Raw genomic sequence first — 12,288 nt, forward strand, 5'->3', positions numbered from 1 at the left:
GGAGGGTTAATCTAGATGTCGACTCAATATCTAAATTCTAATTTGAAAGTATTCTCTTTAAACTCTAATAAGGAACTTGCTGAGCAGATTGCAAAGCATATTGGAGTAGGGCTAGGAAAATGTTCTGTTGATCGTTTTAGTGATGGAGAAGTTCAAATTAACATTGAAGAAAGTATCCGTGGTTGCGATGTATTCATTATTCAATCTACAAGCTTCCCAGTAAACGAACATATCATGGAATTACTTATTATGATTGATGCATTAAAACGTGCATCTGCGAAAACAATTAATATTGTTATTCCTTACTATGGTTATGCGCGTCAAGACCGTAAAGCGCGTTCTCGTGAACCAATTACATCGAAACTTGTAGCAAACTTGCTTGAAACAGCAGGTGCAACTCGTGTAATCACTCTAGATTTACATGCTCCACAAATTCAAGGGTTCTTTGATATCCCAATCGACCACTTAATGGGTGTACCGATTCTTTCAGATTACTTTGAAACAAAAGGTCTTAAAGATATCGTAATCGTGTCTCCTGACCATGGTGGTGTAACTCGTGCAAGAAAAATGGCAGATCGTCTAAAAGCGCCAATCGCTATTATTGATAAGCGTCGTCCTCGCCCGAATGTATCAGAGGTAATGAACATTATCGGTAATATTGAAGGTAAAACAGCGATTTTAATTGATGACATCATTGATACAGCTGGTACAATTACATTAGCAGCAAACGCTCTTGTTGAGAACGGTGCTTCTGAAGTATATGCTTGCTGTACACACCCAGTATTATCTGGTCCAGCAATTGAGCGTATTCAAAATTCAAATATTAAAGAGTTAGTTGTAACGAACTCTATCGTATTACCAGAAGAGAAGAAAATCGACAAAGTACATGAACTTTCAGTTGCTCCATTAATCGGAGAAGCAATCATTCGTGTATACGAAGAAGAATCTGTGAGTGTATTATTCAATTAATTGGATAGAATGAGACGTAACCAAAATTGGTTACGTCTTTTCGTATCGAAAAAAGAAAGTAGTGGTACAAGAATGAAATTGATAGTAGGACTTGGGAACCCAGGTAGAGAATATGAATTAACAAGGCATAATATTGGATTTATGGCCATTGATGAACTTGCGAAGCGTTGGAACATTTCTTTGAATGAACAAAAATTTAAAGGTGTATTTGGTGCAGGGTTTGTTAATGGAGAAAAGGTAATCTTATTAAAGCCGCTAACATACATGAACTTATCTGGGGAAAGTATTCGTCCACTCATGGATTATTATAAAATTGATGTTGAGGACTTCGTTGTTATGTACGACGATTTGGACATTCCTGTAGGTAAATTGCGTCTTCGCATGAAAGGTAGTGCTGGTGGACATAATGGTGTAAAGTCAACGATTTCGCACCTAGGAACACAAGAATTTCAACGTATCCGTATGGGAATCGATCGCCCGAAAAATGGAATGAAGGTAGTCGATTATGTATTAGGACGCTTTACATCTGAAGAGATTCCGGATGTTAACCATTCTATTGAAAAAGCAGCGGATGCATGTGAAGAGTGGCTAAATAAGCCTTTTCTCCAAATCATGAATACTTTCAATAGTTAAAAATGAGATTGGGAATATTTCTCTTTTGTTTTACCCATACTAGTAGTAATTGAATTTTTAGGAGGCTAGTATGGAAGGGTATTATTATTGCAGACACTGCGGAGGTAATGTAGGCTCCATTAACGCAGAAAAAGTATATAGCGACGTTTTATTTCAACTAACAGAGCAAGAAGTAGTAGAAATGATTCATTTTCATGAGAATGGAAATATATATATAAAAACGATTTGTGAATCGTGTCAAGAAACGCTCGCATCTTATCCTGAGTATTATGAGTATGAAAAATTTCTGCAATAAAATGTTGTCGCTTTGGCATGTCCAAAGCATTTTTCTGTTTTCCTTTTCAAAAATATTTGCATAAAATAGAATGACTTGCTCTTTATGTTGAGAGGAGTTTTAAAAATGATAGGTTTATTAGAGCAATTTTATAAAAATGAAGAGATACAATCGGTTATTAATGGATTAGAAGATGGGTTAAAAGAACAACTTATATCAGGGATGGCAACGTCTTCTCGTTCATTATTAATGGCGGCTTTATATAAAAAAACAAAAAAATCACAATTAATCGTGACGCATAACTTATACCAAGCACAAAAAGTACATGAAGATTTAGTGGCGTTACTTGGTGAAAAAGATGTGTGGTTATATCCAGTGAATGAACTGATAGCATCGGAAATTGGAGTTGCAAGTCCAGAATTGAAGGCGCAACGTATAGAAGTGTTAAATCGCTTGGCTGCGGGAGAGAATGGAATCATTGTAGCGCCAGTGGCAGGATTGCGTAGATTTTTACCAATAAAAGAATTGTGGAAGCAAAAGCAAGTTGAAATCAATCTAGGGCAAGAGATTGATTTAGATGCGCTCTTGCATACTTTACATCATATTGGCTATGAACGTAAGTCGATGGTAGAAGCTCCAGGGGAGTTCAGTTTGCGTGGGGGAATATTAGATATTTATCCTTTAACTGAAGAACTACCATTTCGTATTGAATTCTTTGATACAGAAGTCGATTCTATTCGATTATTTGATGTGGATGAACAGCGTTCTCAAGGTAAAAAAGAAAGCGTTAGGTTTGGTCCAGCAACAGAGTTTTTATTTTCACAGGAAGAATTAAAATCAGGAATTCAGCATCTTGAAGAAGGTTTGACTAAGACGATGCAAAAACTTTCTGATGATAAACTAAAGACTACAGTGCTTGAGACGGTAAGTCATGAAATTGAGATGTTGAAAAACGGGCAAAGTATAGAACAGATGTTTAAATACTTATCTATTTTCTATAAAGAACCTGCTAGTCTGATAGATTATTTACCAGAAGACGGTGTTGTAATTTTAGACGAGATTTCCCGTATTCAAGAAACAGCATCGCATCTTGAAACAGAAGAGGCGGAATGGTATATATCACTTCTTGGTGAAGGAACAATTATTCAAGATTTATCTTTCTCTCACCCATTCGAGGGGTTTCTTCATCATAAAAAAAGAAGTTTTGTATATTTAACGTTATTCTTGCGTCATATCGCACACACACATCCGCAAAATATTGTTAATGTAACATGTAAAACAATGCAAGATTTCCATGGACAGATGAATTTGTTAAAAACAGAAATTGATAGATGGAATGAAGGGCATTTTACGACTGTTGTACTTGGAACAGATGATGAACGTGTGAAAAAATTACAACATATTTTAAGTGATTATGATATTGAGGCAGATATTGTAGAAGGTACAGATATTTTATTGCCTGGAAGGTTACAAATTGCTGTAGGTGATTTACATGCAGGTTTTGAAATGCCGATGCAAAAGCTTGTTGTCATTACTGAAAAGGAGCTTTTTCATAAGAAAGTTAAAAAATCACAACGTAAACAAAAGTTATCGAATGCTGAACGTATTAAAAGTTATTCGGAATTAAAAGTTGGAGATTATGTAGTTCATGTAAATCATGGTATAGGTAAATTTTTAGGTATTGAGACATTAGAGATTAATGGTGTTCATAAAGATTATTTAAATATTAAATATCAAGGTAATGATAAGCTATACGTTCCAATTGAACAAATTGATCAAGTTCAAAAATATGTAGGATCTGAAGGTAAGGATCCGAAAGTTTATAAATTAGGTGGTAATGATTGGAAGAAGGTTAAAACGAAAGTTGAAAAATCTGTACAAGACATTGCGGATGACCTAATTAAACTATATGCTGAGCGCGAAGCTTCAAAAGGCTATGCATATACGCCAGATACGGCAGAACAACAAGAGTTCGAATCATCTTTCCCATATCAAGAGACAGAGGATCAGTTACGTTCTATTGACGAGATTAAAAAAGATATGGAACGCGGACGCCCAATGGATAGGCTCCTTTGTGGTGACGTAGGATATGGAAAGACTGAAGTGGCTATTCGTGCGGCATTTAAAGCAATTATGGATGAAAAACAAGTTGCAATTTTAGTACCGACAACGATTCTTGCGCAGCAACACTATGAAACAATTCGAGAGCGTTTTCAAGATTATCCGATCAATATAGGCTTATTAAGTAGATTCCGTACGAGAAAACAACAAAATGAAACAATTAAGGGCTTAAAGGATGGAACAGTAGATATTGTAATCGGAACACATCGTATTTTATCTAAAGATGTTACGTATAAAGATTTAGGGCTTCTTATTATTGATGAAGAACAAAGATTTGGTGTAACACATAAAGAAAAAATTAAACAATTGAAGGCGAATGTTGACGTATTAACATTAACGGCAACTCCGATTCCGCGGACGCTTCATATGTCTATGCTTGGTGTGCGCGACTTATCTGTTATTGAGACACCACCAGAAAATCGTTTCCCAGTCCAAACGTATGTAGTAGAGTATAATCCAGCATTAATACGAGAGGCGATAGAGCGAGAGCTTGCAAGAGGTGGTCAAGTTTACTTCCTATATAACCGTGTAGAGGATATTGAAAGAAAAGCGGATGAAATTTCGATGTTAGTTCCAGATGCCCGCGTAACGTACGCACATGGGAAAATGAACGAAAGCGAATTAGAGTCTGTTATGCTATCATTTTTAGAAGGACAGCATGATGTTCTTGTAAGTACAACAATTATTGAGACGGGTGTAGATATTCCGAATGTAAATACGTTAATTGTATTTGATGCAGATCGTATGGGATTATCACAGTTGTATCAGCTTCGTGGGCGTGTTGGACGTTCTAATCGTGTTGCATATGCATACTTTGCATATAAACGTGACAAAGTGCTGTCAGAGGTTGCAGAGAAGCGTCTACAAGCAATTAAAGAGTTCACGGAACTTGGATCTGGTTTCAAAATTGCGATGAGAGATTTATCTATTCGTGGAGCAGGTAATTTGTTAGGGGCAGAACAGCATGGATTTATTGATTCTGTCGGATTTGATTTATATTCTCAAATGTTAAAAGATGCAATTGAACAGCGTAGAGGAACAGATGGGGCTGAAAATATAGTTAATGTTGAAATTGACTTAGAGGTAGATGCATATCTACCAGATGCTTATATTTCAGATAGTAAGCAAAAAATTATGATGTATAAACAATTTAGAGGTGTTTCTGCAATTGAGGATATTGAAGAATTGCAGGAAGAAATGATCGATAGATTTGGCGATTATCCACAAGAAGTTGGTTATTTATTACAAATTGCAAATATTAAAGTGTTGGCAATGAAAGAACAAATTGAATTAATTAAGCAGAATAAATTTGAAGTAACATTCCTGTTTTCTGAACAAGCAAGCCAAAATATTGATGGTGGAAAATTATTCATGCTCGGAAATAGTTTTGGACGTATGATCGGTTTAGGAATGGAAGGATCACAATTGAAAATTGTTATGAAAACAAATGGCTTAGAGACATCGAAGTGGTTAACAATTGCTGAAAATTTATTAAAAGGCTTACCAGATGTAAAAAAAGAAGTAATAAATGCCTAAAATAAGATAAAAAAATACAATTCGACGTGCATAGAAGAACTAATGTGTAAAATACTATGTCTAACAGTTGGTGATTTTTACATGAACAGGTAAATTCACCACTTTGATCATCAGTAGAAAGTGAGGCAGCATTAGAATGAAAGCAACTGGAATCGTACGTCGAATTGATGATTTAGGCAGGGTAGTAATCCCGAAGGAAATTCGTAGAACCTTACGTATTCGAGAAGGAGACCCACTAGAAATATTTGTTGATCGCGATGGAGAGGTAATTTTAAAGAAGTATTCTCCAATTAGTGAGCTAGGTGATTTTGCAAAAGAATATGCTGATGCTTTATATGACAGCTTAGGACATAATGTGCTTGTGTGTGATCGAGATTCTATCATCGCAGTATCAGGCGTATCGAAAAAAGAATACTTAAATAAAAGTGTTGGCGATCTAATTGAAAAAACGATGGAAGAACGAAAGTCTGTTATTATGACGGATGAAAGTGATATTTCCATTATTGATGGTGTAACAGAAAAGGTTCATTCTTATACAGTTGGACCGATTGTTGCAAACGGAGATCCGATTGGAGCCGTCATTATTTTCTCAAAAGAAGCCATTATAAGCGAGATCGAGCATAAAGCGGTTAATACTGCTGCCAGTTTCTTAGCGAAACAAATGGAACAGTAAGGGTATATTGATTTTAGAAGTAGCAATCTTTCCTAATTATGATCTTTCTTTTCGAGAAATCAATTATTTGGAGATATATGTATATTGAATGAAGGTAGCACTTTGCTACCTTTTTTCGTTGAATATTTTTAACATGTAGGAACTCATTATTACCCGTGTTGGTAAGGGAGTTTGTTCTTTTCTTTATGATATAATACGAGAGGTGAGAATAGAAAAAGGAGTTTTCTTGTATGGAAGCGAAGAAGTATCAAGCCTTTTGGCGTGGGGCTATTATATTAACGATTGCAAGTTTTGTTACAAAAGTATTAAGCGCTTTTTACCGTATTCCATATCAAAATATAGCGGGGGATATTGGGTTTTATATTTACCAACAAATTTACCCGTTTTATGGATTTTGTTTAATTTTAGCTACTTATGGATTTCCTGTTATCATTTCGAAAATGGTTGCAGAACGACTAGAGCGGGGAAAACAAAAAGAAGCAGAAGAAATTATTTGTGTATCTTTTTGGTTCTTATTAGGAATTGGTTTTATAGGCTTCTTTACATTGTTTTTTGGGGCCGAAACAATTGCGGCAGCTATGGGCGATATACACTTAGATAAGTTACTACGTGTTATTTCATTTTCATTCTTATTGATGCCATTTTTGTCTGTAGCAAGAGGGTATTTTCAAGGATTTAATAATATGATGCCAACGGCTGTTTCGCAAGTAATAGAACAAACAATTCGAGTTTCTATTATTGTGTTTTTATCGCTATTCCTAATTGCTCACGGATTTGATTTATATACAGTTGGTGCAGGGGCTATGTTAGGCTCAATTGCGGGTGGACTTATTGGGATTATTGTACTTATATTGTATATGCGTCAAGATTTTCGTTCTATATTCTTCAAAAGTGCAGCGAGAATTAAGGGTAAAAGGAAGATAGTTAAAATCCTTTTTTGGCAGGGGTTAGCGATTTGTGTTAGTAATTTAGTGCTTATTTTTATACAGATGGCTGATTCAGTGTCCTTTTACAGCTTACTTATTGGTGCGGGAGAACAGGCTGAAAATGCAAAGGTATTAAAGGGTGTTTATGATAGAAGTATTCCGCTAATGCAATTAGGTACTGTTGTGACGACTTCTTTCTCGTTGTCACTTATTCCGATTATTACAGCGGCGAAGGAAAGAGGAGATCTTTCCTTTATTCAAGAAAAGGTAAAGTTAGCAATGAAAATAACATTTGTTATTGGACTTGCAGCAGCTATTGGACTAACTTGTATTATTCAACCTACCAATATTATGTTGTTTGAAAACAGTGATGGATCAGATGTTTTATCTATTTTATCGTTATCTATTTTATTTAGTTCATTGTCAATTACGACAGCTTCTATTTTACAAGGATTAGGGCAAACGTTTAAGCCAGCATTATTTGTTGTATTTGGAGGTTGCTTAAAGTTAGCGTTAAATTATATATTCATGCCTTATTTTGGTGTGAAAGGTGCAGCTTTTGCGACTTTATGTGCGTTAATTATAATCTCTGGATTAAATAGTTTGTTGCTTACGAGAGCTGTATCAGGGTCACTTATCAATAAGCGAAATATGTTAGGGATAGTAATTAGTGGTATTTGTATGGGATTTGTATTAATGGTGTTCACACGTGTGTTACAGATGTCTGGATTAGTAATTAATACGGAACATAGAGGAAGCGCGACGCTTGAAGCGTTGTTAGGTGTAGCCATCGGCGGATTGACATATATGTTTTTTATTTTGAAATTACGTGTATTTACAAAAAAAGAATTAGGAACCGTTATGAAACAAGAGAAAAAAGAAGGTTCATTGAAGAAGAGTGGATAGAGGTGACTGTTTGTGAGTGGAATCATTACTATTTTAGGTTTAGGAGCTGGTGAATTAGATCAGCTAACGATGGGTGTATATCGAAAAATAAAAGAAGCAGACCATCTGTTTGTTAGAACGAAAGAACATCCAGTTATAGAAGAATTGGAGAAAGAAGGCGTACAATATACGTCTTTTGATGCTGTATATGAAGCACATGATACGTTTGAAATTGTATATGAAACAATTGCGAATAAATTGCTAGAACAAGCTGAAGGTACAGAAATTATCTATGCTGTTCCCGGGCATCCACTTGTAGCAGAAAGAACAGTTCAGCTGCTGTTAGAAAAAGGAGAAGTTTCAAATGTTGAAGTGCGAATTGAGGGTGGACAAAGTTTCCTTGATCCTATGTTTGCAAGTCTAAAGATTGATCCGATTGAAGGATTCCAATTACTTGATGCTACATCATTTGAAAGAGGGCAATTAGAACTGCGTCAACATTTAATCTTTTGCCAAGTATATGATGCATTCGTTGCATCTGATGTGAAATTAACATTAATGGAGATGTTACCAGATGATTATGAAGTGTATATCGTAACAGCTGCAGGAACTTCATTTGAACAAGTAAAGAAGGTACCGTTGTACATGTTAGATCATGAAACGGAATTGAATAATTTAACGAGTGTGTACGTGCCGCCAGTTCAGGAGCGTGCGTCCTTGTATCAACAGTTTGATGTTCTTAGAGAAATTATTGCGGAACTTCGTGGTCCAAATGGTTGTCCGTGGGATAAAAAGCAAACACATCAATCATTAAAGAAATATTTAATTGAGGAAGCTTATGAAGTGTTGGAAGCAATCGATGAAGAGGATGATGATCACTTAGTAGAAGAATTAGGTGATATATTATTACAAGTTATGCTTCATGCTCAAATCGGAGAAGATGAAGGTTGGTTCTCTATAGATGATATCATTCGAACTCTATCTGAGAAAATGGTTCGTCGCCATCCGCATGTGTTTGGAAATACGGATGTAAACAGCGCTGATGAAGTGATTGCAAATTGGGAAGAAATTAAAAAACAAGAAAAAGGATTCGTGAAAGAATCTGTTTTAAATGGCGTTCCCAAAAGTTTGCCACAGTTACTACGCGCCTATGAAATTCAGAAGAAAGCTGGTAAGGTTGGATTTGATTGGGTTGATGTGCAACCGATGATAGAGAAAGCTTTGGAAGAATGGCAAGAGTTCCAACAAGAGGTTACAAATATGGATGAGGAAAAGATGCTGGGTGAGTTTGGTGATTTACTATTTGCATTTGTTAATATAGCTCGTCATTACAAAATAGATCCAGAAGAGGCGTTACGTTCAACTAATGAGAAATTTACTGGTCGTTTTTTATACATGGAGGCAAAAGTAGCTGAAATGAATAAAGAGATGAAAGATTTATCATTAGAACAGTTAGATGTTTTATGGGAAGAAGCGAAACAAACAGAGCGTTAATAGGGGGATTTGATATGCGTCTAGATAAGTTTTTAAAAGTATCACGTTTAATTAAAAGAAGAACATTAGCGAAAGAAGTAGCTGATCAAGGAAGAATATCTATTAATGGTCAAGTGGCAAAAGCGAGTTCTGATGTGAAAGTAGCTGATGAATTAACAATTCGTTTTGGTCAAAAAATAGTGACTGTGAAAATAAATGAATTAAAAGAAACAACTAAAAAAGAAGATGCAGCAAATATGTATAGCTTAGTTCGTGAAGAAAAAGTAAAAGCGGAAGAAGGCTTGTTCTAAAATCATTTATCCCCTCATACATTACTATTAGCTAGTAAAAACCTATGGGGGGATTTACGTGAATAATGGTTACTCACCTACGTCTTCTAATCAACAAAATGTTTCTGTAGAGCATGACATTATTATGCGTGGCAGGCGTATAATTGATATTACCGGTGTGAAGCAGGTAGAGAGTTTTGATAGCGAAGAGTTTTTACTAGAGACCGTAATGGGTTTTTTAACGATTCGTGGTCAAAATTTACAAATGAAAAATTTAGATGTGGAAAAAGGTATTGTGTCGATTAAAGGGAAAGTTAATGAGATGCTGTATATTGATGAAAATCAAGGGGAAAAAACTAAAGGTTTCTTTAGTAAGTTGTTTAAATGAGCTTAACAATTCAGTTGTATACAATGCTTTCAATGATTGGAATGGGTGCTTGGATTGGAGCGTCTTTAGATACATATCAACGTTTTTTAAAGCGCCAAGAACGTAAACGTTGGCTTGTATTTATACATGATATATTATTTTGGATTGTCCAAGCATTATTCGTCTTTTATGTATTGCTTCTCGTAAATGAAGCTGAGCTACGTATATATGTGTTTTTGGCATTATTATGTGGTTTTGCGGCATATCAAAGCTTATTGAAGGCACTATACATGAAGCTGTTAAATTTTCTCATCTATATTTTTATGCAAACAACATATTTTTTTGTTCGAATTATACAGCTACTCATGATAAAACCTGTTATTATTATAGCGCAGCTATTTATTGCATTTATATTATTCTTATTTCGTATACTGCTTTCAATTAGACATGTGTTATGGAAAATGGTGATTTGGATATTACTTTTCATATGGAAAGTTTTTTTCTGGCCTGTTCGATTTATTGCTTCGCTCATATGGAAACTTCTCCCTAATCGTGTTAAACTTTTTATAGTGAAACATATAGGGTTCCTGCAATATATAGCAAAATTGAAGGGACATATCTTCCAACTATGGGAGCATATAAAAAAGAAGTTAGGGGGACCTCGGAAATGAGGGAACTGAGACAAAGAACAATCGAAAAACAGAGTCCAAATCCTGTTAAAGAGCATATAATACAAACGGATGAGAACAGGAAGCGACTTTATCGCCGTTTAGCGGTTTTTCTTGTCTTTACTTTTACAATTATTGCGAGTATTAGTGTAACGTTTTATCAACAAAACAGTTCCATTAAAGCAAAAGAAGCAAAAGTTAAGGACATGAAAAAAGAACTGGATTCATTAACGAATAAAGAAAAAAGTCTAAAAGACGAAGTTCAAAAGTTAAATGATGAAGAGTACGTATTAAAGATTGCTAGAAGGGATTATTTCTTCTCTGGTAAAGGGGAGATAATTTTTCCTGTTTCTAAGTAGAGTATGTCTTATTGACACTATATTTTAGGATTATATATAATAAAGTAAAATTTGACTTTTTAACCACTAAGGAGGAGCATTTTTTTTATGTCAATCGAGGTAGGCAGCAAGTTACAGGGTAAAGTAACAGGTATTACAAATTTTGGGGCTTTTGTGGAGCTGCCAGAGGGCTTAACGGGTCTTGTTCATATTAGTGAAGTTGCTGATAACTATGTAAAAGATATTAACGATCACTTAAAAGTGGGCGACCAAGTAGAAGTAAAAGTTATTAATGTTGAAAAAGATGGAAAGATTGGTTTATCTATCAAAAAAGCGAAAGAACGTGAAAAAACAGAAGGAGATCGTCCACGTGGTGAATACCAACGCGGTGGTGATCAACAACGTTCTGGACGTCCACAACGTAATAATCGCTCTTTCAACAGAGATAATCGCGGTGGCGGTAACGACCGAGCTCCGAAAGAAACATTTGAGCAAAAGATGGCACGCTTCTTAAAAGATAGCGAAGATCGTTTAACTTCTTTAAAGCGTAACACAGAGTCTAAACGTGGTGGCCGTGGCGCGCGTCGCGGATAATAAGGACGTTTAGTTTTTAACATATAGAGAGGTACCCAGAGTGATGGCTCAGGGTGCTTTTTTATATGTAAAAAATATTTTCAAAAAAGTTTTTGAGATGTGTTGACTTTAATCAGTATCTGATGTAAGATACTAATTGTCCGTTAAATAAGACGACATGGCGGTGTAGCTCAGCTGGCTAGAGCGTACGGTTCATACCCGTGAGGTCGGGGGTTCGATCCCCTCCGCCGCTATATTTAATTTAACGGCCCGTTGGTCAAGTGGTTAAGACACCGCCCTTTCACGGCGGTAACACGGGTTCGAATCCCGTACGGGTCATCTAAAAAGATCATGCAAATTTGCATGATCTTTTTTTGTTAAATAAATTAAGATATACAACACTTCTACAAAATCACCCTATATTTTCTGAATATTTAATTAAAATATCGAAAATAACTTACATACCCTGTATATCTGTAGAGTTATTTCGAATAAAAAGTCGAACGATTATAAAAGTGAAAACTGTTGTTTTGACAAAAAAACCAACAATCATCTTTTATAA

Annotated in this window: 12 protein-coding genes and 2 tRNA genes; all 14 read left to right on the top strand. The window is 35.4% G+C overall.

Annotated elements, in window-relative coordinates:
* Window positions 1–15 precede the first annotated feature (15 nt).
* The 14 genes from V6946_RS00270 to V6946_RS00335 all read left to right on the top strand — a co-directional run bounded on the left by V6946_RS00270 (window position 16) and on the right by V6946_RS00335 (window position 12,065).
* Window positions 16–969 carry a ribose-phosphate diphosphokinase gene (locus V6946_RS00270; RefSeq protein WP_000107420.1) on the top strand — a complete coding sequence of 318 codons (954 nt, stop codon included), beginning with the start codon at window positions 16–18 and terminating at the stop codon, window positions 967–969.
* Between the two features lie 72 nt (window positions 970–1,041).
* Window positions 1,042–1,602, top strand: a complete 561-nt coding sequence (gene pth, locus V6946_RS00275) for an aminoacyl-tRNA hydrolase (protein ID WP_000767702.1) — start codon at window positions 1,042–1,044, stop codon at window positions 1,600–1,602.
* 70 nt (window positions 1,603–1,672) lie between these two features.
* Window positions 1,673–1,897 carry an anti-sigma-F factor Fin family protein gene (locus tag V6946_RS00280; RefSeq protein WP_000399438.1) on the top strand — a complete coding sequence of 75 codons (225 nt, stop codon included), beginning with the start codon at window positions 1,673–1,675 and terminating at the stop codon, window positions 1,895–1,897.
* Between the two features lie 105 nt (window positions 1,898–2,002).
* Window positions 2,003–5,533 (top strand): transcription-repair coupling factor, encoded by a 3,531-nt coding sequence (mfd, locus tag V6946_RS00285; protein ID WP_000579686.1) that lies wholly within the window; start codon window positions 2,003–2,005, stop codon window positions 5,531–5,533.
* A 136-nt stretch (window positions 5,534–5,669) separates the two neighbouring features.
* A complete protein-coding gene (gene spoVT, locus V6946_RS00290; protein ID WP_000648302.1) occupies window positions 5,670–6,206 on the top strand; it encodes a stage V sporulation protein T in 537 nt (178 codons plus the stop codon).
* Between the two features lie 230 nt (window positions 6,207–6,436).
* Complete coding sequence (locus V6946_RS00295; protein ID WP_000387579.1) at window positions 6,437–8,038, top strand: oligosaccharide flippase family protein; 1,602 nt, start codon at window positions 6,437–6,439, stop codon at window positions 8,036–8,038.
* Between the two features lie 12 nt (window positions 8,039–8,050).
* Window positions 8,051–9,511, top strand: a complete 1,461-nt coding sequence (gene mazG, locus V6946_RS00300) for a nucleoside triphosphate pyrophosphohydrolase (RefSeq protein ID WP_000014239.1) — start codon at window positions 8,051–8,053, stop codon at window positions 9,509–9,511.
* A 14-nt stretch (window positions 9,512–9,525) separates the two neighbouring features.
* Entirely contained in the window at window positions 9,526–9,801 is a 276-nt protein-coding gene (locus V6946_RS00305; protein WP_001234876.1) for an RNA-binding S4 domain-containing protein, read from the top strand.
* 58 nt (window positions 9,802–9,859) lie between these two features.
* Window positions 9,860–10,168, top strand: a complete 309-nt coding sequence (gene yabP / locus V6946_RS00310; RefSeq protein ID WP_001059104.1) for a sporulation protein YabP — start codon at window positions 9,860–9,862, stop codon at window positions 10,166–10,168.
* The gene (gene yabQ, locus V6946_RS00315; protein WP_406622184.1) at window positions 10,165–10,818 is read left to right on the top strand and encodes a spore cortex biosynthesis protein YabQ; all 654 of its coding nucleotides are present in this window, start codon (window positions 10,165–10,167) and stop codon (window positions 10,816–10,818) included. Before yabP ends, yabQ begins: the two co-directional genes overlap by 4 nt.
* Window positions 10,815–11,174 (top strand): cell division protein DivIC, encoded by a 360-nt coding sequence (gene divIC, locus V6946_RS00320; protein ID WP_001208739.1) that lies wholly within the window; start codon window positions 10,815–10,817, stop codon window positions 11,172–11,174. Before yabQ ends, divIC begins: the two co-directional genes overlap by 4 nt.
* A gap of 87 nt (window positions 11,175–11,261) precedes the next feature.
* Window positions 11,262–11,747: a S1 domain-containing RNA-binding protein gene (locus V6946_RS00325; protein WP_000021451.1), complete on the top strand. Its 486-nt coding sequence runs from the start codon at window positions 11,262–11,264 to the stop codon at window positions 11,745–11,747.
* A gap of 159 nt (window positions 11,748–11,906) precedes the next feature.
* Window positions 11,907–11,980, top strand: a tRNA-Met gene (locus V6946_RS00330).
* Window positions 11,981–11,993: 13 nt separating this feature from the next.
* A tRNA-Glu gene (locus V6946_RS00335) sits at window positions 11,994–12,065 on the top strand.
* Window positions 12,066–12,288 lie beyond the last annotated feature (223 nt).

This window comes from Bacillus sp. PPSBB_2 (assembly GCF_045291115.1).
In the GTDB taxonomy this organism is placed as follows: domain Bacteria; phylum Bacillota; class Bacilli; order Bacillales; family Bacillaceae_G; genus Bacillus_A; species Bacillus_A cereus.

Excerpts from the sequence above, each read along its gene's own strand:
- V6946_RS00280 (WP_000399438.1), top strand. The coding sequence starts at position 1,673 with ATGGAAGGGTATTATTATTGCAGACACTGCGGAGGTAATGTAGGCTCC.
- V6946_RS00305 (WP_001234876.1), top strand. The coding sequence starts at position 9,526 with ATGCGTCTAGATAAGTTTTTAAAAGTATCACGTTTAATTAAAAGAAGA.
- V6946_RS00295 (WP_000387579.1), top strand. The coding sequence starts at position 6,437 with ATGGAAGCGAAGAAGTATCAAGCCTTTTGGCGTGGGGCTATTATATTA.
- V6946_RS00270 (WP_000107420.1), top strand. The coding sequence starts at position 16 with ATGTCGACTCAATATCTAAATTCTAATTTGAAAGTATTCTCTTTAAAC.
- yabQ (WP_406622184.1), top strand. The coding sequence starts at position 10,165 with ATGAGCTTAACAATTCAGTTGTATACAATGCTTTCAATGATTGGAATG.
- spoVT (WP_000648302.1), top strand. The coding sequence starts at position 5,670 with ATGAAAGCAACTGGAATCGTACGTCGAATTGATGATTTAGGCAGGGTA.
- mfd (WP_000579686.1), top strand. The coding sequence starts at position 2,003 with ATGATAGGTTTATTAGAGCAATTTTATAAAAATGAAGAGATACAATCG.
- pth (WP_000767702.1), top strand. The coding sequence starts at position 1,042 with ATGAAATTGATAGTAGGACTTGGGAACCCAGGTAGAGAATATGAATTA.
- divIC (WP_001208739.1), top strand. The coding sequence starts at position 10,815 with ATGAGGGAACTGAGACAAAGAACAATCGAAAAACAGAGTCCAAATCCT.
- V6946_RS00325 (WP_000021451.1), top strand. The coding sequence starts at position 11,262 with ATGTCAATCGAGGTAGGCAGCAAGTTACAGGGTAAAGTAACAGGTATT.